This window comes from Nitrospira sp. (assembly GCA_024998565.1).
Taxonomy (GTDB): domain Bacteria; phylum Nitrospirota; class Nitrospiria; order Nitrospirales; family Nitrospiraceae; genus Nitrospira_A.
In genome coordinates, this window is the sequence record JACOEM010000004.1 from 128239 (window position 1) to 150622 (window position 22384).

The 22384-nt window shown below is 60.7% G+C and carries 19 protein-coding genes; 7 read left to right on the top strand and 12 right to left on the bottom strand.

Annotation, left to right across the window (positions count from 1 at the left end; translation table 11 throughout):
* Nucleotides 1–31 precede the first annotated feature (31 nt).
* The 3 genes from H8K11_08605 (at nt 32) to H8K11_08615 (ending at nt 2609) form a co-directional block, all read left to right on the top strand.
* Nucleotides 32–910, top strand: coding sequence for a hypothetical protein (locus H8K11_08605; GenBank protein ID MCS6263807.1), 879 nt, complete (start codon nt 32–34; stop codon nt 908–910).
* A 299-nt stretch (nt 911–1209) separates the two neighbouring features.
* Nucleotides 1210–2205: an alpha/beta hydrolase gene (locus H8K11_08610; GenBank protein ID MCS6263808.1), complete on the top strand. Its 996-nt coding sequence runs from the start codon at nt 1210–1212 to the stop codon at nt 2203–2205.
* A gap of 41 nt (nt 2206–2246) precedes the next feature.
* On the top strand, nt 2247–2609 hold the full coding sequence (locus H8K11_08615) for a hypothetical protein (GenBank protein MCS6263809.1): 363 nt from the start codon (nt 2247–2249) through the stop codon (nt 2607–2609).
* Nucleotides 2610–2641: 32 nt separating this feature from the next.
* Here the strand turns inward: H8K11_08615 and H8K11_08620 are convergent, their stop codons facing one another.
* From H8K11_08620 to H8K11_08640, 5 genes are all read right to left on the bottom strand, one after another.
* Complete coding sequence (locus tag H8K11_08620) at nt 2642–3994, bottom strand: hypothetical protein (protein MCS6263810.1); 1353 nt, start codon at nt 3992–3994, stop codon at nt 2642–2644.
* 54 nt (nt 3995–4048) lie between these two features.
* A complete protein-coding gene (locus H8K11_08625) occupies nt 4049–4546 on the bottom strand; it encodes a sigma-70 family RNA polymerase sigma factor (GenBank protein ID MCS6263811.1) in 498 nt (165 codons plus the stop codon).
* Nucleotides 4543–5604, bottom strand: a complete 1062-nt coding sequence (locus H8K11_08630; protein ID MCS6263812.1) for an amidohydrolase family protein — start codon at nt 5602–5604, stop codon at nt 4543–4545. Before H8K11_08630 ends, H8K11_08625 begins: the two co-directional genes overlap by 4 nt.
* Nucleotides 5594–8992: an MFS transporter gene (locus H8K11_08635; GenBank protein ID MCS6263813.1), complete on the bottom strand. Its 3399-nt coding sequence runs from the start codon at nt 8990–8992 to the stop codon at nt 5594–5596. Before H8K11_08635 ends, H8K11_08630 begins: the two co-directional genes overlap by 11 nt.
* Nucleotides 8993–9114: 122 nt before the next feature.
* Nucleotides 9115–10947, bottom strand: a complete 1833-nt coding sequence (locus H8K11_08640) for a hypothetical protein (GenBank protein ID MCS6263814.1) — start codon at nt 10945–10947, stop codon at nt 9115–9117.
* A gap of 89 nt (nt 10948–11036) precedes the next feature.
* On the opposite strand from H8K11_08640, the gene H8K11_08645 reads away from it, so the two are divergent.
* From H8K11_08645 to H8K11_08660, 4 genes are all read left to right on the top strand, one after another.
* Nucleotides 11037–11972, top strand: a complete 936-nt coding sequence (locus H8K11_08645) for a 50S ribosomal protein L11 methyltransferase (GenBank protein MCS6263815.1) — start codon at nt 11037–11039, stop codon at nt 11970–11972.
* Between the two features lie 7 nt (nt 11973–11979).
* Complete coding sequence (locus tag H8K11_08650) at nt 11980–12483, top strand: MOSC domain-containing protein (GenBank protein MCS6263816.1); 504 nt, start codon at nt 11980–11982, stop codon at nt 12481–12483.
* Nucleotides 12480–13139: a class I SAM-dependent methyltransferase gene (locus tag H8K11_08655; protein ID MCS6263817.1), complete on the top strand. Its 660-nt coding sequence runs from the start codon at nt 12480–12482 to the stop codon at nt 13137–13139. The genes H8K11_08650 and H8K11_08655 overlap by 4 nt, the downstream gene beginning before the upstream one ends.
* Before the next feature lie 203 nt (nt 13140–13342).
* On the top strand, nt 13343–14179 hold the full coding sequence (locus tag H8K11_08660; GenBank protein MCS6263818.1) for a formylglycine-generating enzyme family protein: 837 nt from the start codon (nt 13343–13345) through the stop codon (nt 14177–14179).
* 59 nt (nt 14180–14238) lie between these two features.
* Here H8K11_08660 and H8K11_08665 read toward each other — a convergent pair whose 3' ends face one another.
* The 7 genes from H8K11_08665 to H8K11_08695 all read right to left on the bottom strand — a co-directional run bounded on the left by H8K11_08665 (nt 14239) and on the right by H8K11_08695 (nt 21890).
* On the bottom strand, nt 14239–16056 hold the full coding sequence (locus tag H8K11_08665) for a fibronectin type III domain-containing protein (GenBank protein MCS6263819.1): 1818 nt from the start codon (nt 16054–16056) through the stop codon (nt 14239–14241).
* A 271-nt stretch (nt 16057–16327) separates the two neighbouring features.
* A complete protein-coding gene (locus H8K11_08670) occupies nt 16328–17146 on the bottom strand; it encodes an alpha/beta fold hydrolase (protein MCS6263820.1) in 819 nt (272 codons plus the stop codon).
* Between the two features lie 20 nt (nt 17147–17166).
* Nucleotides 17167–18459, bottom strand: coding sequence for a hypothetical protein (locus H8K11_08675; GenBank protein MCS6263821.1), 1293 nt, complete (start codon nt 18457–18459; stop codon nt 17167–17169).
* A gap of 4 nt (nt 18460–18463) precedes the next feature.
* Nucleotides 18464–19258 carry a bifunctional hydroxymethylpyrimidine kinase/phosphomethylpyrimidine kinase gene (gene thiD, locus H8K11_08680; GenBank protein MCS6263822.1) on the bottom strand — a complete coding sequence of 265 codons (795 nt, stop codon included), beginning with the start codon at nt 19256–19258 and terminating at the stop codon, nt 18464–18466.
* A gap of 36 nt (nt 19259–19294) precedes the next feature.
* A complete protein-coding gene (locus H8K11_08685) occupies nt 19295–20272 on the bottom strand; it encodes a hypothetical protein (protein MCS6263823.1) in 978 nt (325 codons plus the stop codon).
* A 71-nt stretch (nt 20273–20343) separates the two neighbouring features.
* Nucleotides 20344–20847, bottom strand: a complete 504-nt coding sequence (locus H8K11_08690; GenBank protein MCS6263824.1) for a hypothetical protein — start codon at nt 20845–20847, stop codon at nt 20344–20346.
* Nucleotides 20844–21890: a HEAT repeat domain-containing protein gene (locus H8K11_08695; GenBank protein MCS6263825.1), complete on the bottom strand. Its 1047-nt coding sequence runs from the start codon at nt 21888–21890 to the stop codon at nt 20844–20846. Before H8K11_08695 ends, H8K11_08690 begins: the two co-directional genes overlap by 4 nt.
* Between the last annotated feature and the right edge of the window lie 494 nt (nt 21891–22384).

Sequence of the window (22384 nt, forward strand, 5' to 3'; positions counted from 1 at the left end):
TTTCTCTCCTCCTCTGTGAGGTGATTAAACCTTGCCTACTTCGCGACTAGAAGCTCGTTTCAATCTCGAAGCGGAACGGCTTGCCCTTGCGGAAGGGCGCTTAGAAGCTTCTGTGGTCAAGTGTCCAATCTGCCTTGCTACTTTTGGTAGGCAGGACTTGTTAGCAGGAAGGTTAACGGAGGAGCATCCTATTTCCCGGAAAGTCGGTGGCCGGATGGTGACCATCACTTGCAAGGTTTGCAATAGCACTCAAGGATCCAGACTCGACAAACACGTTGTAAAAGCAGCAAGGACACGCGACGCCTTCGCCGGGCATGGTACGCTTCGTTCGACTGTGCGTATCGGAGACGCAAAGTTCGAAGCGGAAGTGGATCTGAAGCCAGACGTTATGGAGACCAATACCATTGCTGCAATAGAGAAGGCGAGCCATCCGAAGCAGATTCAAGCTGGGGTGCAACACCTTGTTTCTGGGGTTCAAGAGCTTAAGCTTTCGATATCGTTTGGCTATAATCAGGATAAGCTCCTCCTGGGTATTCTTCGCGCTGCATACCTCGGTGTGTTTCGTAATCACGGTTACACGTATGCGTTGAGTCCATCAGTAACTGCCGTCCGTCGGCAGATAACTGGCGAGGACGAACCTGATATTCACCTCGGACAGATTGTCACAGAGATTCAGACCCCAAAAATCTCATTGAGAGACGGATTCCGAGAGATCGATCTTCATCCCAGCACTGGTGAACCTATACATCTCGTGCTCGTTCAAACAAAGCTGATACTCACCACAACTTACGCAGTGCTTCTGCCTCATGCAGGTCCTGCTATGGAGAACTTGCTGGAGAGATTGGCTGCGATGCCGGGCGCGCTCAAAGGACGGACCATTTCAGTTCCTGTTGTAATGGGCAGAGTGTGACGGTGAAGTAATAGGTCTTGTGTGAGCAACTGGTATAGGGAAATATGGAGTCAAGAGCCTTTGCTCGATGTATCGTTTGCAATCCCGAATATCCCTTGTCTTGCCAATTTCCTCCGTCCTGCTAGAATCCCCGCGCCGATGACAGGTTTGATTCCCATGTGCGGCGCAATCTGTAACGTGCGCTGCCGGCGATAGAACTGTACTACTCAGAATGCTGCAGACCGACATCAGCGGCGGCTGCCCGACGGTAGCTTGCGCATCAGGTTATGCCGATCACCGTTCACCAAGGAGACCTCACCATGCTCTTCATCACCAGTCGAATGCCGACGGTCAACACCGAGCCTGAACTGAATCCGAACTTCGTCTTCGATCTTCGTAACAATTCGTCGAGCCGTGGATTTTTCTGCTGCAGCAGAAACAAGAACGGCGCGATTGAAGAGCTCGGCAGCAAGAATTTTTTGACGGCGATCAAAGAGTCCCAATATCGGCAGGTACTCATCTACATCCACGGCTTCTCGAATCTTCCCGAGGATGTCTTCAACGATGCAGAAGAGTTTCAGTCCCTCTGCAACAAGGAGAAGCAGGGGGAGTTGCTCGTGGTCCCCATCATCTGGCCCTGCGATAACGATCTGGGACTCGTCAAAGACTATTGGGACGATCAGAAGGCGGCGGACCAAAGCGCCTTTGCCTTCGCCCGTATGTTCCAGAAGTTCATGGAGTGGAGGAATTCGTCCGACGCGAATCCCGACGAGGATCCCTGCCTCAAGCGGATCAATGTCCTGGCGCACTCCATGGGCAATCGCGTGCTCCGTCAGACGTTGAGCCTCTGGCAGAAGTACGACCAACCGGGCGGATTGCCGCTCCTGTTTCGAAATACCTTTCTGATCGCGGCGGATATTCTGAACGAGTCTCTGCACAAGGGCGAGGCCGGGGAGCCGATCAGCCATGCCTCACGCAATGTGGTGGTCTATTACGCTTCGGACGACTTGGCGCTTCGGGCAAGCAAGGTCTCGAATCTCAAGAACGCCGAAGCCTCTCGCCGTCTCGGGCACACCGGACCGGAAGACATGGATCTGACACCCAAGAACGTCTATGCCATCGACTGCGATGACGTCAACACAGTGTACGATCCCCCGAAAGGCCATTCGTATTTCAGATCCGGAAGGAGAAAAGGTCAGCCCGGCGTGGTGTTCGACCATATCTTTGAAACGGTCCTGACCGGCCGCGTGTTTCCGAACGATGAGTCCAGGAAGTCGAGTATTTTGGAATTACCCCGATCGAGGTCCAAGGCCTGATCTGGATCCCTGGGCCGGGAGACGGCCGTATAATCCATCCCATGCTTGAGTTGCTCCTTGTCGTCGCGACTGTCATCGGCATCGCACTGATCGGCCTGGTGACGGTCGCGATGACACCACCGCTCATGGTTGAACTGGGATTGTGGGGGCTGGCTGCCGGGCTCTTCATCGGTATCCCGACCGGCTGGTGGTATCACGTCGTGCTCTACCGGACATTGACCGCACGCATGCCGCTTCCGCGTCGCTGGTGGCGAAGGCCGGTGGAGCTGCATCCCTTGCTGGCGCCTGACGAATATCAGAGCGTACGTCCCTGGTTTATCGCGGGTGCGCTAGGGTTTTTTCTGTGCCTCGCCGGAGGGGTTGCGGCGATCTCAGGACTGTTGGTACTCCGGTTTTATCCGTGATGGGGGGCTCGTCAGGTGAGGGCTCTCTCGGATTACTGACTGATTGGAATGTCGACGGCGAGCTGGGCGGTGGGTGATGCCTCCGGATTCACGACGTAGGTGGCCTGTTCCTGTACGCCGGACGTGTCGGCTGGAGAAACCGATTCAATGAGGAGGTTCGCCGAGAACCGGTCCAGCATGCCGACTTCCTGCATGGTCAGTGGCCCGAACGGTTTCGGTGACAGGCGGATCGTCAGCGCCAGTAAGCCATTCTCCGCCGGGGGAGGCAATGGAATCTCACTTCGTTTTCCCGCCAGCAGTTTGAGAGAAATCTTTCCCGTCTCTTGTGGTGGCCACCAGAGTCTGGTGCCGGCGGAGCCGAGATTTTGAAGGATTTGCAGATACGCATCTTGAGTCGTCTCCACTGTGATGCGCACCGGCTCTTTACTTCCGGCAGCGATCGCGGCAGCCACTTCCCGGCTCTGCCCGTCGGCGCCCCTTGTCACAAAGCTATACCGCAGTCCCAACGGTTTCACTTGGCCGATCGCCCCAGCCTTTCCTGCCGCAGCAAATTGGTCCATTCTTCGTTCCTGCGGGTTGGCCTGATCGTGTTCTTGCGCAAGACGGTTTCCATCGGCAGGGGGAGACGCGTGGCCATAGAAGAGGGCGCGGGCGCTTTGTTTTGGAGCGAGAGCGCTTGCGGCCGGCGCTTGTAGCGGAGCCGTTGCAGGGGCAGCGGCCAATGGCGGTGCGCCGGGGGAGAGTTTCTTGTCGGTTGATGCTGCTGCCTGCTCCGCCGTCCTGCCTGGTGCCGCGCCGGGGGCTTGGACCTGTTTCCGCGTTTCGTCGCGTTCGCGTAGAGGCATGATATTGTCGCGTACAGCGTTGACGGCAGGTTGTTTTTCCTGCGTCGTCTGCGTGGATCGTTCCCGCTTGGTTGATTCGACCGGCGTTCTTACTTTGAGCCGTGGTTCCGCTTCTGGCGATCGGGGTGAGTCGGCCGGTTGAGGTGCCTGGACTGACGGCCTGGCCTGCTTCGCGTCTTCGGTCGCTACCGATCGGGCGGATCGCTCGAGACTTTCCTGATAAATTCTAGTGCCGAACGCGAGTGCGAAGATCACGGCGGCGAGGCCGCCTGCAAAGGCGAGCCCTGCCGGCTTCCTGAACCAGGCCCACCAAGGCCGTGCCCAGCCGGATTCGGAAACGCCTGGTTGCTGCAATGCCTGGAGAAGTCGGCGGCGAACATCAGGATCCGCCAGCAATTCCTTCAGCGCCTGCTCGTCCGCCAGGGCGTTAAACAACTGCTGGTCCTGCAGGGCGGCTGTGTAGAGTTGTGAGCGCTCCTCCGGCGTCAGCGTATTCGCTGCGAACCCACCGAGTAATTTTTCGAGATCGTGTTCAGACATGTCTGTTACTGCGTAATACGTGAAACGTAAGACGTGAAATGAGGGCCGACATCATCATTCCCACGTGCCGCCCATCAAACTCAACAACTGTTTCCGGCAGCGGAGATCCCAGGTGTAAATGGTATTGATCGAAGGCTGTTGCATGAGGCGTTGAATCTCCGGAAAGCTATTCCCCTCCAGTTTCCATCTGAACAGGTCGCGGCAACGTTCTCCGAGTTGAGCCACGGCGGCCAGGAGTCGATCCACTCGCTGCTTCTGATCCAACAGCGTCGCCGGATCGTCCCCGGGATTGGCCAACGGCAGCTCATCGACCGATTCCTGATTGTACTCCCCCCGGCGCAGTGACTTACGATGGACATCCAGCATTTTGAACCGGAGTACTTGAAAGGCCAGGGGGACCAGTTCGGTCAGTTCAGTGACGCGGGCATACTTTTCGTGCAGCAGGATCAAGACTTCCTGCGTGAGATCCTCGGCGAGTTCCCTCGATACACGTGATGTCGCGAAGGAGAGAATCCTTTCGCGCAGAGAGGTGAGCATCTCGTCTCGCGTCATGGCCGGAGTGCCCAAAGGCCTGCCATTACTGGTGAAGGGGGAAGCAGGTCCCCGAGGGATCGAAAGCCGAGCTTCAGCCCGTGGCACACCTCGACCTGCCGGTCGAAGCGGTTCTTGGTGGCGATCATCTTGCGCAATGACCCGAGTGCGACCCGGCCCCAGGCTGCCAGATGGAACACCGACAGCGGATAGTCGGTGCCGAAGAGTAGCCGTTCATGCACCTCCGGATACTGCCGCAAGTGCAGCAGCATTCGCATCCGGTTCGGCAGGGTGAGGGCGGAAATATCCGCATAGAAATGCGGGTAACGTGTGACGAGGTCGCGCAGGGTCGGAAGAAATTTCTCGTAGAGCATCAACCCATAACTGCAGGCGTGGGCCGCGATGACGGTGGCGCCTTCATCCAGCGCCAGGCGCAACCGGTCCGGTTCGCCCACGGACTGGTCCTTCCCGATGAGGCTGAATTCGTAGCCGACATGACTGAGAAACGGCAGCTGTCGCTCCGCCAGGGCGCGATAAAAGGGTTTGTATTTCGGATTGGCCGGGTCGAATTGTTTGGCATTCGGCAGCACCTTGACGAGCACGGCCCCGGCATCCGCGCAGCGATGGACTTCGTCGATGGCATCCCGTCGCTGCGGGTTGATGGACACGCCTGCCAGCAATTCGCCGGGATGGGCCTGCGCGGTCTTGAGGACATAGTCGTTGCCGATGAGAAAGTCAGTGTGTGCCCGGTTGAGATGACCATTGTGGTCATAGACCCCGTCCATCCCGAGGAGGACGGCCTTTTGGACGTGGCGTGAGGCTCGGAGCTCGGTCAGAAGGTCGGCGAGATATTTGTGATTCGCCTCGCGCGGCTTGTCCGGTGAGAGTCCGTGTTTCCAGAGCAGAAACCGGAATAGCGGGCTCTTCAGCGTCTTGGGCGAAATATAGCAACCGTTGTCGCCGTCGGGCAGCGCGGCCAGATGGACATGGCAGTCGATGAGCGTCTTTGTGGTCAGGTTCGTCATGGTGTGTGCGGCAGCCGGGTGCCCGTCCTGCGCAGCGGACGTTTCACGCCTCACGCTCTCCCAGCCGTTCCATCGCGATCCGCTTGAGGGCCCTGAGATCCAGTTTGCCCGTTCCCAGGATCGGGAGCGCCTCGACTTTGATGCAGTGGGTGCGCGAGGGCAAAAACAGATTGGGCAAGCCGCCGGCTGCCGCCTTGGCAAGAATCTGGGGGATCCTCTCTTCTGGAAGCGTATGCAATACAGCTAACTGCTCACCTTTGCGCTCATCCGGTACGCCGGTGACGGCGCAGATTTGCAATTCCTCGCCGGATGCCAGTTGGAGCGCCTCTTCCACCAGCCGATGCGGCACCATTTCACCGCCGATCTTCGAAAAACGTGAGAGCCGATCGGTGATGGTCAAAAACCCATCGTCGTCGAGCGTGGCAATGTCACCGGTAATATACCATCCGTCGCGCATGGCCTGGGCCGTCAAATCCTCGCGACCGAGATACCCGTTCATCACGTTCGGCCCTTTGACGAGCAGCATGCCCGCTGTGCCGGGCGGGAGGATGGCGAAGCTGTCGGGATCGACGATGCGGACGGAGACACCGGGGAGCGGCTGACCGACGGTGCCACGCCGCGAGGCCGGTTGGAAAAATCCGGCAGCCCTGAAGTCCGGGCAGTTCACGGCGATGACCGGCGCACATTCGGTCACGCCATACCCTTCGATCGGGCCGATACCGAACCGGTCCTGGAACGATTCGCAAAGGCGCAGGGGCAATTTTTCGGCCCCCGTGAGGACGACTCGTAGCGTGCTGAACTGTTCCGGGGTGCAGCGTCGTTGATAGAGCTGCAGAAAAGTGGGGGTGCAGACCAGGAACGTCAGGCGATGTTTGGCACAGAGTTCTCCGATCGCCGTCACATCGAGCGGTGAGGGATGAAACACGGTTGCAGCGCCGTTGAGCGTGACATACCAGAACACGAGGTAGCCGAACGAGTGGAAGAGGGGAAGAATGCCCAGGATTCGATCATCCTCGGCCAGGGGGAGCACCTGTGAGACGGCCTGCACATTCGCGTCGATGCTGAAGTGAGACAGCATCACTCCCTTTGGCTCGCCGGTGCTGCCGCTGCTGAAGATGATGGTAGCGAGATCATCCATGGTCACGCGCCCGGTCTGTCCGCAGGCCGATTCCAGAAGACGGAGCGGAGCCAGTGCGGCAAGGGCTGTGGCGGTGAGTTTCTCCTTCGTACCGATGGTGGCGCCGATGTCCTCCAGCCAGAGAATGGTGGGACCCTCCGGGAGTTCGAGCTTGGCTTTCTCGATAAACTTGCGACTGGTGACAATGGTACGCAGCTGCGCCTGGCGTACGGCCGATTCCAATCCGGACTTGCCCACAGTGTAGTTGAGGTTGACGCAGGTGCGGCCGGCGAGCGTGGCGGCGACCGTGGTGAGGGCTCCTGCCACGGTCGGCGGCAACAGCAGCCCCACATTCTGTTGGCCTTGCCAGTGGATCTTCAGGGCGCGTGCCAGGGCGATGGCCCCGATCAAGGCCTGCAGTGAAGACACGCGGGGTTTTGTCGCATCGGCCATTGCGAGGCGAAAGGGATGCCGGCGCATGGCGCGGATGAAGGCCTGGTGCAACGGGTGCCGGGTCGGTTTTCGCAGCTGCCAGGCTGTTTCGCCAAGTTCGCGGACGAGGCGGCGGAGTTCGTGCGCCGGCGTCTCGGCGGGAACCGCAGTGCCGAACGAGACGGTGACCGGATAAGGAACACGCTCCGGCCATTTGGTGACAAACCGTCCGCCGACGAAACTGAAGATGCTGCCCCAGACGCGATCCAGGTGGACGGGTACGACCGGGACATTGCGTCCTTTGACGATCCGTTCGAATCCGCGTCGAAACGGAAGGAGGTTTCCGGTGCGGGTGATCTGGCCTTCAGGGAAAATGCAGACAAGGTCACCGGCATCGAGCGCATGACCCGCCTCGCGCAGGGCGCGGAGAATCACGCGGGGCCCGCCGTCGGACGAAATGGGAATGACCTGCAACGCGCGCATGAACGGCTTAAAAATCGGGCGATCGACGTATTGGGCATCCACCACGAACCGGATGGGACGATCCAGGCTTGCAATCAGGAGAAATCCGTCGATGAAGGAGATGTGATTGGGGACTAGAAGGGCGCCGCCCGTAACCGGCACTTGCTGCTGTCCGACGATGCGCAACTGGTAGATCGTATTCGTGAGCAACACGAGAACCAATCGCAGAAACGTTTCGGGCATCAGCCACATGGCCCAGGCAGTTCCAATGGTCGTGACGAGGGCGGTCGCGAGAAAAATGCCGACCGTCGAAAGGCCTGCGTTGGCAAGCATGCCGCCGCTCAGGGACCCCAGCAGAATGCCGGTGAAGACACAGATGTTTTCGAGGGCGATGACCGATCCCCGCCGGTCGTGAGGCGCGCGCCACTGTACCAAGGCGTTGATAGGTATGAAGATAAGCGCACTCGACATGCCCAATGCGATCATCAGCGCGAGGGTGCCGCTGAACGGGGGCATCCACCAGCCGAGGATCAGGAGAAAGGTGGCGACGCCGGCCGCTCCCAGTGGCACCAGTCCGTATTCCACGCGGGAACGGGAGAGGCGACCGACGACGAGCGCACCCAGTCCGATGCCCACCGAGATCAAGGCGGAGGGGACGGTCGCCAGGGCATCGGAGAGTCCCAGCACCGCTTTCGCATACACCAGTACGTTCTGCACGACGAGGCTGGCGATGGTCCAGAAAAAGACCGCGCCGGTGATGGCGAGACGCAGCAGGCGATCCGCCTGCAATGCCGACCAGGCCCCGCGCAGGGTGTCGAACAATCCGCCCGCATCGCGTGCCGGCGGCACCGGCGGGACAGCCCAGGCTGCGGCAAAGCCGACTAGGGCGAGCATGGTCAACGCGAACGGGGCCAACCAGGGTTGTGTCCCTGCCCCGGCCAGTAAGAACCCTCCGGCGGTGGTGCCGGTGAGGATCGCCAGGAAGGTAAACAGCTCCAGGATGCTGTTGCCTCGCGCGAGTTGTTCGTGCGGGAGTAGTTCGGGAAGAATGCCGTATTTGGCCGGACTGAAAATCGCGCTATGAACGCCCATGCTGGCGAGCACGACGAGTGCCCAGAGCCCTCCGGTCGGGTTCGCCAGCAGCGCGAGTGTTGCGGCGGCCATCAGCAGCACCTCTACTGCCTTCATCGTGAGGATGACGGTGCGTTTGCTGATACGGTCGGCAAAAAATCCGGCCACGAATGACGTCAGGACCAGCGGCAGGGTGAACACGACCATGGCGAGGGTCGTCTGGGTCTGCGATGCCGTTTCCAGATCCTGTCCCGGTGCGAGCGCGGCCGTGACGGCCCGGATGCCTAGGAGCGCAACCATGAATTTCCAGGCGTTGTCGTTGAAGGCGCCGCAGAACTGTGCGATCAGGAGTCCGCGCAAGGGAAGTCGGGTCGATGAGGAGTCGGGCTGGGGGTCGATGGGTGCCTCCTGTGTCTATGTGCCGTCGTTCGTGCCCGGGATCGAGGTTCAGTCTGCCGAAATTATTACACTGATGCAATGCGCTATCGTGATGCCGTCGAGGGAGGACTTTCCACCGGCAGCCCTTCGAGTGCCATGATTCGCAGCGCATTGGTGGTGGGGCAGGGACCCGGTTTCAATCGATAATCGAAGTGCAGTGCGCCTTCCGCCACGGTTTCCTGAAAATGCACGTTGGTGACGGTCGGGAGTTGGCGCTCCAACTCAGCCAGTTCGAGGTCGTGGGTGGTGACGAGGCCGAACCCGTTTCCTCCTGCGAGGGCCGCAATGAGGGCGCGTCCCCCGATGAGCCGCTCCCGGTTGTTGGTGCCTTTGAAGACTTCATCGATCAACCAGAGCACAGGCGGTCGCTCCATGTCCCGGGTGCGGTCGAGAATGTTCTTGAGCCGTTTCACCTCGGCATAAAAAAATGAGAGGCCGCCGTCGAGGGAATCGTCTACGCGGATGCAGCTGCCGATGCGCACTAAAGACCAACGGAAGGAGGTGGCGCAGACGGGGCCTCCGGCCTGTGCCAGGCAAGTATTGATGCCGATGGTGCGGAGAAAGGTGCTCTTGCCGGACATGTTGGAGCCGGTCACCAGAAACATGCGCCCGCGTTCCTGAAACACAATGTCATTGGCCACGCGAGCCTTCGCGGGGATGAGCGGGTGCGCCAGTCCCTGCGCATCGAGGATCGGTCCGGCACCGTTGAGATGGGCGGCGTCAGCCGTCTGCTGCAGTGAGGGCCAGGGGTAATCCGGGTGCAGGTAGGCGAATGTCGCCAGGGAGGCGGCGGCGTCCAGCTCGGCCAACAGCTCGAACCATTGCGGCGCGACGGCGGCAATCCTATCTTGCAGGTGCTGGAGACGATAGGTGTGGTAGAGGTCCCAGGGACCGAAGGCGTTGATGAGGTAATGCACCAGCGGATGGGCCCGAACGCTGAGCCGGTTCATCAGCGAGGCGGCCTGTTTCAGCGAGGTGGAGGGGCTGGTGTTTTGTTGCAGGAGCGGCCGGCACAGCTCGGCCAATCGGGGGGCGGCGCGGTACGATCGCTGCTCCAGATAACCTATGACGGCGCTGAGCCGCTCCAGTTGACGGTGCAGGGATTGGGCATGGTCGAAGATTTCTTCCGAGCGGCTGCGGACGGAGAGAAACAGGAATGCATAGAGACCGAACGACAACATCCAATAGTTACCGATTCCGGACACGAGATCGGCCAGCATGAACCCGGCCGTGACAAGGGCGAGGAAGGTTTCGGTCAGCAGCATGGGCGTGAAGCTGGGGCTGTCGACCCGCTTCTGGAGGACGGCGAGGAGCCGCCGGCCGTCGATATCGGCGTCTTCAACCGTCTGCGCTTCCAATGACAACCGGTCCCTGAGTAGAGAAAGCGGTGTCAATTCTCTGATGAGGGCCTGCCGGTTCGCCCACTGCGCGGGTTCCGGCGGTTGATTGAACAACCACGAGGCGAGCCGTTCCTGGCCCTGTGACGAGATGGTGTTGTTGATGAGATGCAGGAGTGAATGGGGGCCGGCGAGGTCGAGATCGGTCGCGTACCCGTGTCGTTCGGGTACGAATACCGGGCGAAATGGAATCTCGGCCCAGCCGAGACGCATGCGCGCGAGGTGCACCTGTTTGATGCCCTGCCAGCGGCGGAGCCGGTGCAAGCGATCTTCGAGCCTGTTATGATACCAGGCCACAATGAGAAACAGCATGACGCTGAATGCGAGTATGGCGTTGCCGAGCAGGGTCCATCCCAGTTTATGCGGAATGATAGAGCCGAAAAGTCCGACGGCAAAGATGGCGAGCCGCCAGGTCGTAAACCTTGCGCTGGCCCGGCGGGCATTCGTCTCCAGCTGTGCCGCGCGGCGCAGCATTCGCACCAGACTGTGTTCCCGCGCGGGCGACCTTCGCGATGGTGTGGATTCTGTATCAGGTGTCATCGTACCGCTGACGATACTGGGAGTCTGAGATGACGTCAACCTCGAAGACAGATGAGGGTTCCGCTGATGTGTCCGCCACGCCGGGTGCGGGCGACTGGATTCAAGTTGATGTGCACACCTCGCTCGATGCCGGTGAGCTCCTGGGGGTGCTGAACGATCCGGATGTGACCGGGGCCTGGCAGGAACAGGAGTGTATCCACCTGTACTGGCCCGCGGCCCGTTGCGGACCGGATACGTGGCAAGGCCTGAGGCTTGCGTTGACCCAGCTCGGGCATCCCGATCCGGCCGGTGCCCTCACGATCAACCACTTGGCGGACCGCGACTGGAACGCCCAGTGGTCACGTCTGGTGGAGCCGATCAGAATCCGGCAGGTAGTCATCAGGCCAAGTTGGAAGTCTCTCGCGCTGAACCCCGGCGACATCGAATTGATCATCGATCCCAAGCAGGCATTCGGCACCGGTCACCATGCGACGACCCAACTGTTGATCGAATGGCTGCAAGAGGTGGTGGCGCCCACCGATCGCGTCCTGGATGTGGGAACCGGGAGCGGTGTGTTGGCGATGGTGGCGTTGCGGCTCGGGGCCTCGGAGGCGGTCGGGGAGGATTTCGATCCGGTGGCGATTGAGTGCGCGCGGGACTACGCTCAGGTCAACGGGTTCGATACGCAGCTGACGCTGGCGGTGGAATATGCTCAGACGCAGCAGTCTCACAACGGATTCGAGCCCACTCTGGTCCTCGCGAATTTGGATCGGCAGACCCTGTTGAATGCCGCGGACACGCTCTGTGGATATGCGTCGGGCGGCGCGCGCCTGCTGCTGTCCGGTCTGCTGATCGATCAGCGGGCGGAGATCGAAGCCGCCTATGCCGAGCATGGAGTCTACGTGAGGGCATCGAGAGAACGAGACGGATGGGTCGCTCTGGAGGCCACCGGTATGGAATCCTGTGACGGCGGGCTCTGCTCCTGATACCGAGATGGCACAACCGGTTATTCCACAGGTGCATCAGGTGAGTCTGTCCGACGGCGGGGTACCGAAGTCGGCGGTACTGTCTGCGCAGGTGACGCGTGACGGATTGGTCGGGGATCGTCAGCGCAACCGGAAATATCACGGCGGTCCGGATCGGGCGGTCTGCCTCTTTTCCCTGGAGGTGATCGACGCCCTTCGGGCTGAAGGTCATTCGATCGGTCCTGGTTCGTCCGGGGAGAATCTCACTCTGGCGGGGCTCGACTGGTCCCTCATGCGGCCCGGTGATCGACTTCGAATCGGTGAGCAGGTGCGGCTGGAGATGACGAGTTATACGACCCCCTGTCGATACAATGCGCAGTGGTTCAAGGACGGGGACTATGAACGAATTGCCCAGGAGACGCATCCCGGATGGAGCCGGCTCTATGCGCGGGTTCTTCACGAAGGGACGGTGCGGCCGGGAGATCCTGTTGTGCTGGATTCGGACGACCTAAGCGGGTGGGGTGATCGATGAAGCGCGTGCTGGAACCGGAGCTGATGGACGATGCGGCGCAGGCCCGTGCCTATGCGAAGGCGGATTTCGCTGAGGAGAATCAGGGTTTCGTCGATCGTTTTCGCGAATACTTTCCCGATTGGGCCGGCGGTCATGTCGTCGATTTGGGATGCGGACCGGGAGATATTCCGATTCGTTTTCTGCGTTCCTTCCCGGACGCCCGAGTGACGGCCGTGGATGCCAGCCGTCCCATGCTGGACTTGGCGGCGGAGGCGATCGCGGGTGCGGGACTGGCGAATCGCATCACCCTCTGTTGTGAGCGGTTTCAATCGCTCGACCTGCCGGAACAGGCCGATGCTCTGTTGTCGAACAGTCTCCTGCACCATGTCCCGAATCCGCTGCAGTTCTGGTTTCGCGTGAAGCAATTGGCCAAGCCGGGGGCCTGTGTGCTGGTGATGGATTTACTGCGACCGGACTCGCCTGAAGCGGCCCAGGCCTTAGTGGACCAGTATGCAGCCGACGAAGATCCGATCTTGAAACGCGACTTCTATCACTCGTTGCTGGCCGCGTTTACCGAGGATGATGTCGCGGCACAATTGGCCGAGATGAACCTCTCCCGGCTCCTCATCGATGTGCCGGATGACCGGCATTGGGTCGTCGGCGGAATCCTTCTTTAATCAGCATGGTGAAAACGAGCTTCAACGGCGTTCTCACCTCGGCGACATCCTCAACAACGTACCCCTGAGGGTACGCCTGCGGTGTGGCCATCGGCTGCGGCCTTGTTGGATGCCCGTTTTGACCATCCTATTATGCTGATGACTTGTTCAGCAGTATTGCAGAGCGCTCGCGCCTGGGGGTCTGTTTGTGTATGCTTCCCGGCATGCGATTGCTTGTGAGTCTCCTCATCCTGTCTCTCTCGATTGCCGGTTTGGCAACCGGCGATTCAGCGTACGCACAGCTTGAGCGGCTGCGGAAAAACAAAGACGCTGAAGCTGCGCCGCTTCCCGGCCCGCCCATGGTCGCGATCCCTGAAGGAGCCTTTCTCATGGGGGCTGACGGAACGGATGCGCTGGAGGATGAGCGGCCGCAACACCGGGTCTGGGTCGACCGGTTCGAGATCGACCTGTACGAGGTGACAACCCGGAGGTATGCCGAATTTCTCTCGGCGACGACCCGGGCTGAGCCCTGGCAATGGGAGGCGGTGGATCCGGCCCGGCATCATGACCGCCCGGTCATCGGCGTTAGTTGGTTCGATGCGGAGGCCTATTGTCGTTGGCGGGATGCACGACTTCCGACGGAAGCCGAATGGGAGAAGGCAGCAAGGGGGAGTGATGCTCGACTGTTCCCCTGGGGCAATCAGCCCCCGACTGACGGCGTGGCGAATTTCGGCCTGGGCGCCCGATTCAGCTACAGCCAGGTGCTTGCGCCAGTTCAACGGTACGATACCGGTCGCAGCCCCTATGGGCTGCATCAGATGGCGGGGAATGTCGGGGAATGGGTCGCCGATTGGTACGGGGCGAATTACTACGAAACCAGCGTTTCCAAGAATCCTGCCGGACCGGAACGGGGGGCATTTCGTGTCGTGCGTGGCGGCTCCTGGTCGGATTTGCCGAAGTACCTGCTGACCTACGGCCGGTCGAAGTTGCCGCCGGAGACTCGCAATAGCTATACGGGATTTCGCTGCGCCAGGACGGTCCTTCCGATCACTTCCCCGTAAGCTGGGCGCTTGCTGCGCGCCAGCTCACGGTCTCTCCCTCTTCTCTGGTTCGCGTTCGCTTAGAACAGGCTCTTGCTGACTTCTGCAGACTTGGCACTTTCGTTCCCCGACTTGTCGAAGGCCGATACGGCAAAGAAATAGGTCGCACCGACCGGCAGGTTAGTGATCGTGAAGCTGGTCCGGTTGCTGACCTCGAAGGGGCCGATGACTCCATAGCTGCCGGACCGCGTTCCGACGTAGATTCGATACCCTGCCAGATCCGATTCAGTATTCGCATTCCAGCTGACTGTGGCGCTGGCAGTCTTGGGTGCCGTCGACGAAGGCGTGGTCGCCACCGGGAGTGGTGACGGCGGAGTGGGGGGCGGAGGAGGCGGTGCGGTGACCGCCGATTGAGTCGGCGCCGACGGTGCTGCAGCGGCCGTTTGGCCTGCGGCAACGGTAAACGTCACCGGGATACGCAGCGTGTTGGAGAAATTGTTCGGGCCGGACTCGACGATATACACCACCGCTGAGTAGGTTCCTGCTGCGAGAGCGGTGGGCTGGGCCGTCACGACAATCTGATCGGTTTCACTGGAGATCGTCTGAGTGCTTCCATACGGCGGGTTGAGCCACACCCAGGGCTGGCTGGTGCTGAGCGAATAGATATGCTGGTCCGTTCCTGTTTTGCGCAGGCTCAAGGTGCCGACTGCGTTGGCGCTGGTGAGTGCCAGCGAAGCGGGACTGGCTTGGATCGGCCCGGTGGCAACCGGTGAGGGGGCCGGGGGAGCGGGGGCCGGCGGAGGCGGCACCGCCACGGGCGCGGGTGGTGGGGGAGGCGGCGTCTGCACGACGGGTTTAGGCTGCGGCGGGGTTACGGCCGGCGGCGCTGCGGGCGGCGGGGGCGGTGGTGTCGCGACCGGCGAGGCCGTCACCGTGAGCGTGACCGGGATCCGCAGCATGTTGGTGAAGTTATTGGGGCCTGATTCGACGATGTAGATCACGGCCGAATGTGTTCCAGCCGGCAGGGCGGCGGTCTGTGCCGTGATCACGAGCTGATCTGTTTCTGTCGTAATGGATTGGGTGCTGCCGTAGGGCGGGTTCATCCAGATCCACGACTGGTTCGTGCTGAGGGAGTAGGTGTGCTGAGCGGTGCCGCCTTTGCGGAGAGCCAAGGTGCCGACAGCCGGCTGTCCTTTTGCTGCCGTCAGCATGAGTGCTACGGGGGCGGCAACCATCCCGGTGCTGGAGACCACCGGCGGGGCCGGGGGAGCGGGGGCCGGCGGAGGCGGCACCGCCACGGGCGCGGGTGGTGGGGGAGGCGGCGTCTGCACGACGGGTTTAGGCTGCGGCGGGGTTACGGCCGGCGGCGCTGCGGGCGGCGGGGGCGGTGGTGTCGCGACCGGCGAGGCCGTCACCGTGAGCGTGACCGGGATCCGCAGCATGTTGGTGAAGTTATTGGGGCCTGAGTCGACGACATAGACCACGGCCGAATGTGTTCCGGCCGGCAGGGCGGCGGTTTGCGCGGTGATGACCAATTGATCGGTTTCGGAGGTAATGGACTGGGTGCTGCCGTAGGGCGGGTTCATCCAGATCCACGATTGATTCGTGCTGAGATAGTAGGTGTGTTGATCCGTGCTGGACTTCTTGAGCGTGAGGGTACCGACGGCAGTGTTGCCTTTCTGGGCCGTCAGGACCAGCGCGGTCGGGTTGGGCAGGATGGGTGCGGTTCCGCTGCCCTGGGCTTTCGTGACAGCTGCCGCAAGGGATGGCTGTTGCAGCAGACTCATCGTGGTGGCGCTGTCCGCGGCTACCGCATATGAAGCCCCTCCTGTCTGGAGCAGGGCGGAAGACAAACAACCGACAGCACCCATCACAAGCACGCTCGTTGACGTCTTCATCGTAGTTCCTCCGGGAAAATCGAGACGCTGGATGAGCAACCAGTGTGCCAGGCGTCGAAGTGGTGCGATCGCCAGAAAGCCCCGTCACGAGCCATTTTGCGGGCAATCGAGCTGCGGGTTTCTATTCGTTATTTTTTGCTGTGCAAGATGGAGCAGTGGCTGCAGGAGAAAGCCTCCGGCGGGACGCGATTCTGCAACATCGATGAGTAACCGGGATTGTGAACGAGGTTCGGGGACTGTCGTCGGTCGGCGATGTAGGAAAAGGACGGTATCAGGTCCTGGGATGGCGAGTGACCCATTCGGTGAGGAGCGTCAGCATCCGCTGAAAGTCGGAGGCTTTCGTGAAGCGGTGATCGGCACCTGGAAGAATTTCCATCCGTTTAGGTCCCGGTAAGGCCTCGAAGAGTCGCTGGCTTTGGTGGAGGGGTACATATTCATCATGATCACCCTGCACGATCAACGTGGGAACGGCGATGGTTCGGGCCGGTTCATACGCAATCCGGTTGAGGCAGTCCTGGTAGAAAACATAGTCGAGGGGAAGGCGAGTGGCTCCTCCGTGAAGATCGGGTATCGTGTCGGTTTGTTTCCATTCTTGAAGGCCGTCTTCTCCCAACTCGAGTCGAAGCTCTTCTCCGAAGTCGACCACAGGGCATTTCAGTGCGAGGCAGGCTAGTGGCGGAATGGATGCCGGTTTCAAGGTGTGCATTCTTGTCCAGTCAGCGGCGGCGAGAATCGACACGAGACCGCCGAAGCTGGAGCCCACGAGTGCCAGCCGGTGGTATCCCCGTGTGAGGAGGTAGTGCAAGGCGGCGAGCGCCTGGCCGACTCCGATGGAGGTCGTCAATTTGGCGAAAGGGCCATCGCTGTCGCCATGTCCGAAGCAATCGTACCGGAACGTGGCAATCCCCCGGCCGACCAGGAGCTCGGTCAGGGCCTGGTTGCTCGAACTGTTTTTATGGGAGAGAAACCCGTGACAGAGGACGGCAACGTGATCGGTCGCCTGTTCAGGCCTGGCCAGGACGGCCGCGATACGGTGGCCGAGTGTGTCGTGGAAAAAGACCGGTTCTTCCATGGGCCCAATCGTCGGCATACGTGGTGATCCGAGTCTGGTCAGTGCGTGGCTGCGTGGTCGCCGGTCGGCATCGTTCCGACCATCTGCGTGATTTTGACGGTGACCATCGTCAGATGGATCAAGAGAAGTCCCAGACTACCCCAGGTTGCGGCCTGGATCCAGATCGAAGAGAGCGGGAGATTCCAGGTCAGCGAGGCGACGAGGACAAGTCCCAAGGTTCCGAAGCTGAGCGTGGACACCTGCAGCGCCCGCCATCGGTTCGCGATTTGCGCAAGGGTATCCTGATAGGCAGACCGCTTTTTGTGACTGGTGATTCGTTGCGCTGCCAGCAGCGCAGGCAACGCATAGGATAATCCGGCGACGGTCGCTTGTAGGAAAAATCCCAGGAACGCCGTGTGGGTATAGGCGACCAGGTGAAGCGTCCCGTAAGGCATCACCGGCGGGGTCCACAGGACATTGATCCCGACCGCCATGCCGATACAGGTCATGATGAGCAGCAGGCATAAAGCGATCATGAGGTGATCGGTGGCGGCGGAGCCAGGTTGGCCGGCCTGGCTCCAGGTGCGAAGCAGATTGACGCTGCCGAGTGCGAGTGTCAGCAGAAAGCCAGAGCCGGCGACCAGTTGAATGTGAACGGAGGATAACAAAAATCCTGTGATCAACCCAGCGGCGCAAGCCGGCAGAAGGAGCAGGACCAGTTGCCCGAGGCCGGTGCTGCGCAGCGGGCGGTTCATCAGCCCGGGCATCGCCGTTTGCATCGCTCCGACGACCCCCAGTGTGAGGAAGAGTAACAGGCCCGCGTGCAGATGCCCCAGCCGCAGGATGCCGTGCCAGGTGGGGAACCAGGCGCCGGCCAGGAACTCGCCCAGGGCCAGGGTGCCGAACAGTCCGGTGAGGCTGATTCCAAAGTAGAAGGTCGACAAGGGAGTCCAGCCGGAACCGGTCCGAAGTCCCAGCATCAGGTGGCGTGCCATGGGAACAAACAGCGCGGCCAGCAACAGCCCGGCCCCTATGGTCAGGGTGGAGTCACGCAACCAGGCCCCGGCGGCGAGTCCGAGGGCGGCGAGATTCATGCTGAAGAACAGCAGGTGGTGTTTCGGCCCTTTGGCGTCCTGGCCGGTGAGGGCGACCGCGGTGAGTGCCAGGCCGGTCAGGAGCTGAAGGAGGCCTCCTATGAGCGCTCCATGCACATGTAACAGGCGTAGCCCGGGAGGCAGCGGGGAGCCTCGTACGATGCCCAGGAAGGTTGCCAGTCCGATCAGTGACGTCAGCAGCAGCCAGCCCCATCCGGCCAACAAGAATGGAAGTGGTGATCCGAGCCCTCGACTCATAGCGCTAACCCTGATTCAAGAAAAAGAAGTGGTTGGTGGGACCTTTTCCGTGTCCGATGGCCAGGCTGTGCCGGATGGCCTCGGTGAGATAGGTCTTGGCGGTTTGCACCGCGTCGGGAACGGTTTTCCCCCGGGCGATATGCGCCGCGATGGCTGAGGCAAAGGTGCAGCCGGTCCCGTGGGTATGCGGCGTATCGATGAACTCCCCCTTGTAGATGTTGAAGAAGCAGCCGTCATACAACAGATCGGTGGCGCGGTCGCTTGCCAAATGTCCTCCCTTGATGAGGACGTTGGCGCAGCCGAACTGGTGAATGGTCTTGGCGGCCCGGCGGGCATCGGCTAGCGAGGTGATTTCGATGCCTGACAGCTGTTGGGCTTCGTGCACGTTCGGCGTCACCAGGAGGGCCAACGGAAACAATTCCTTCTTGATCGTGTCGATGGCGTCGGGCTTCAGGAGGGCCTGACCGCCCTTGGCGATCATCACGGGATCTACCACCAGATTCTTGACCTGCTGCGGTTTGAGGAGTGTGACCACGGTCTTAATGATGTCGGTGGAGGAGAGCATGCCTGTTTTGACCGCCGCGACGTCGAAATCGTCGAAGATCGCGTCCAGTTGGGCGGCAATGATCGAAGTCGGCAGCTCGAACACGTCGGTCACCTCTTCCGTGTTCTGGGCGGTGATGGCGGTGATGACCGACATGGCATACACCCCGTTAGCCGACATGGCCTTCAAATCCGCCTGAATCCCTGCTCCGCCGCCCGAGTCCGAACCAGCTATCGTCAAGACTTGTTTAATCATGAAGGTTTCCTGTGCCTATGTTCCGGAGGTCATCGATTAGGGTGTGGGGGTGTCTGCTGCCTGCGGAGCCGGCGCTTCGGCCTCGGCGACCGGCGCGGCATCGAGTTTCAGTCCATCCAGGGTGACTACGCGATCGGGTCTCGGCGAGGTCTCGTGGTAATGCAGCGTCACGGGTCCCTTGGGCGGCTTGTTCGTCGCGATGAATGAGAGGCTCGCATGCTGCTGCCGTCTGGGATTCAGTTCCATGCCGCGAGTACAGAGGCCTTCGCGATTCTGAGCAACATCCTGCCGCCACTGTTCGCCCTGTTCATCCACCAGATACGTGTCGAGAAGCTGGCACCCGATCTTGACCGGATGGGTGCTGCGATTGACGAACAGCAGGTCGATCTCGATCTGGTCATCTTGCCTGGCGATGGCCATGACACTGACTTTGTACAACTCATTCTCATGGGCGTTCAAGACCGGGGTGGTCGGCTCCGGAAGGGTCGCCGGTGCGGGCGGTTTAGGCGCATTCGCCTGCTTGAGGAGCGCGGCGAGTGGGCCCGCTTTCGGCACGATCGCTCGGGCGGCGCCCACCGGGAACACGGTGTAGGGGCCGATCAATTTGGCGGTGACTTGCACACCCTCGGGAATTTCAAGATAGGCGCCGGTGACGTAGAGATCGGCGCGTAATGCTTTGGCGACCTTCTTGGCGGCTTTGGCCTGCGATGTGTCGAGATGAGTGAGCTGGTGTTTCTCCATGGTGGCGACCAGGAGCTTGCGATCGACGACTTTCAGCTCTCCGGCCACCAGCAGGTGGGTCGCCAGTTCCTCGGCGAGGAATTGGCCGATGGGCGTCACCTCACCCGTGCTGTCCACGAAATCCAACAGCGCGAGCCGTGACTTTTTCATTTTGATGGCTTCGGCCGCCACCCCTTCGGCCAATTCCTTCACGCTGTCTTCATATTTCGACGCAGCCAAGGCGGTGGAGTGCCAGAGCACGAACAGGATGAGGGCGCAGAGGAGACGGATCATCGGGAGGCACTCACGGCATGATAACGCATGGCCCACATTATACCCACGTCGTCGAGACTGTCCAGCCCGCGTCACTCAGGGGAAGGCCTCGGCAGGAGTATTGTGGCGATGACGCGTCCCAACCCGTACCCGATCGGCATACTCACGAGCAGGATGACCGGCAGATAGAGATAGGCAAGCGCCCCCTGCGCATCCGGATGGAGCAACACTTCAAGATGGGTCCAACTGGCAAGGATCAGCATGCCGAGTCCTGCGCCGGCGAGGCCCAATGTCCGTCGGCGCGGAATCAGCGGGTCCTGAGCAGGAGCGGCTCCCAGGTGCAGCAGAATCAAGACCGCGAGGACCACGAAGGGAACGGCCGTCAACAGGCCGATGAGGAAAAAATTGTAGCCGGGAGCGAAGAGGTGCAAGGTAAACGATCGCCAGGCCCGTGCAAAAGGGACCTGGTGCACCATGACCTCCACCGCCAGCATGATGGCCCAGGGGAGCAGCAGCCCGCCGATCACACTTCCCCAGAAACCCAGGCGAGTCAGGACGCGGAGTCTCGAGGAGGTATCGTGTGTCGTGGCGATCATGGATGAGCCGCCTTGTCGGAGGATGCTGCCGGTACCATAGCGGCCTCAATCCCGGCGATGGCATCGGCAACGGCTTCCCGCACGACGGGATCAGAGTCTTCTCGCCGCTGCTGAAGGGCCTGGAGCGCTTGCTTCGCGGCGGGCCCCATCGCGCCGATTGCTTCTACTGCGAGGTACCGAACGAACGGCCGGTCGTCCTGAAGCAGCGGCAGGACCGGGAGCAGGGCATCGCCTGCCGCCGGACCGAGCTGGGCCAGCTGATGCAAGGCATAGTCTCGCGCACCTGAATGTTGGACCATCATGCCCAATGATTCGAGTTGGGCCGCATCGTCCGGCCTTGCTTTGTCCAGCGCACTGCGGGCCAGCGTGGCCATGGATCTATTCGGATCGTTCAGCAGCGGCGTCAAAGCAGTGATCACAGGCTGTGTCAGGGGAATCGTAAAGGCAAATTGAGTGACGGCTGTCTGGCGAACCAGTGAGGAGGAATCGCGCAGTCCCTCCAGCAAGGCAGCCACGATCGGTGGGGATGGAATGCCGATGCTCGCCAAGGCCATCAGCGCATTGCGTCGCACGAGTTCATCGAGATCATGCACCAGCGCCAGCAGGGCCGGCACCGCGGGCTTAGCCACCGGGCCGAGGCTCCCGAGTACCGCGCAGGCGGTGCGGCGCTGTTGCGCATCCTGGTCCTGCAGGCGCGGAATGAAGTGGGTCATGACCTGCCGGGCCGCCGTCAGATCGATCGATTTCAGGGCCGTAGCCGCGGTGGTGTTCGCGTGCTGACTGCCGTCCCGCGTGGCTTGGGCCAGCAATTGAGGAAGTGCCGCCTGCGCTGCGGGCCCGACCTGTCCAAGCTGCTCCGCCGCGACGATGCGTGTGGATGGATCGTCGTCCTGGAGCATCTCGATCCATGTCGGCATGGCTCGTGCGCCGGTGGAAAGCCAATACCACAGACCCAGCAGGCCGAGGAAGAGAACGAGCCCAAGCAGGTGCAGCTTGATCTCGCGTGGGGGCAGGACGGTGGGTGAGTGAGAGGATATTGTCATGATTGTGGGTATACGTCTGTTCTTTTAGGTGCGTCTAATGATGGCACCAATGTGTTTCGGGAGCAATGCGTTAGGGTGTCTCGAGAGTGGGATGCCAATAAGGTAGAACTGCTGCAGGCGAATGGCAGAGTCAGTGGATTTTTTTAGGAGTGGCTTGCTCGTTAGGACTGATGTCTATCGCAAGTGGTGGAGCAAAGCAAGAAAGGTTATGGGGTAGGTAGAGAACGGTGCCGTATTAGGGAAGGTATCGTACCCCTGTACCGGTCACGTGATATATATTGGTCTCCCTTAGGTTAATGCTCGAACTCCGTTCTTCAATGTCGATGACGGCGTCCGCTCCTGATGCGCAAGCTTCCTTACTTAGTTCGGGTAAAGCATCATCCAGTTGTGATCTGACATAGTAGGTCCGCTCTATGTGGACATCGAGGCGAGAGATTCTTTCAAACTCATGTGATGGCTTGCCTTGTGTGAAGAAATCGATGTGGCAATGTGCC

What these genes read in the sequence shown, in the direction of transcription:
- H8K11_08610 (MCS6263808.1), top strand. Translation starts at nt 1,210, where the DNA reads ATGCTCTTCATCACCAGTCGAATGCCGACGGTCAACACCGAGCCTGAA.
- H8K11_08615 (MCS6263809.1), top strand. Translation starts at nt 2,247, where the DNA reads ATGCTTGAGTTGCTCCTTGTCGTCGCGACTGTCATCGGCATCGCACTG.
- H8K11_08620 (MCS6263810.1), bottom strand. Translation starts at nt 3,994, where the DNA reads ATGTCTGAACACGATCTCGAAAAATTACTCGGTGGGTTCGCAGCGAAT.
- H8K11_08625 (MCS6263811.1), bottom strand. Translation starts at nt 4,546, where the DNA reads ATGACGCGAGACGAGATGCTCACCTCTCTGCGCGAAAGGATTCTCTCC.
- H8K11_08645 (MCS6263815.1), top strand. Translation starts at nt 11,037, where the DNA reads ATGACGTCAACCTCGAAGACAGATGAGGGTTCCGCTGATGTGTCCGCC.
- H8K11_08650 (MCS6263816.1), top strand. Translation starts at nt 11,980, where the DNA reads ATGGCACAACCGGTTATTCCACAGGTGCATCAGGTGAGTCTGTCCGAC.
- H8K11_08655 (MCS6263817.1), top strand. Translation starts at nt 12,480, where the DNA reads ATGAAGCGCGTGCTGGAACCGGAGCTGATGGACGATGCGGCGCAGGCC.
- H8K11_08660 (MCS6263818.1), top strand. Translation starts at nt 13,343, where the DNA reads ATGCGATTGCTTGTGAGTCTCCTCATCCTGTCTCTCTCGATTGCCGGT.
- H8K11_08665 (MCS6263819.1), bottom strand. Translation starts at nt 16,056, where the DNA reads ATGAAGACGTCAACGAGCGTGCTTGTGATGGGTGCTGTCGGTTGTTTG.
- H8K11_08670 (MCS6263820.1), bottom strand. Translation starts at nt 17,146, where the DNA reads ATGCCGACGATTGGGCCCATGGAAGAACCGGTCTTTTTCCACGACACA.
- H8K11_08675 (MCS6263821.1), bottom strand. Translation starts at nt 18,459, where the DNA reads ATGAGTCGAGGGCTCGGATCACCACTTCCATTCTTGTTGGCCGGATGG.
- thiD (MCS6263822.1), bottom strand. Translation starts at nt 19,258, where the DNA reads ATGATTAAACAAGTCTTGACGATAGCTGGTTCGGACTCGGGCGGCGGA.
- H8K11_08685 (MCS6263823.1), bottom strand. Translation starts at nt 20,272, where the DNA reads ATGATCCGTCTCCTCTGCGCCCTCATCCTGTTCGTGCTCTGGCACTCC.
- H8K11_08690 (MCS6263824.1), bottom strand. Translation starts at nt 20,847, where the DNA reads ATGATCGCCACGACACACGATACCTCCTCGAGACTCCGCGTCCTGACT.
- H8K11_08695 (MCS6263825.1), bottom strand. Translation starts at nt 21,890, where the DNA reads ATGACAATATCCTCTCACTCACCCACCGTCCTGCCCCCACGCGAGATC.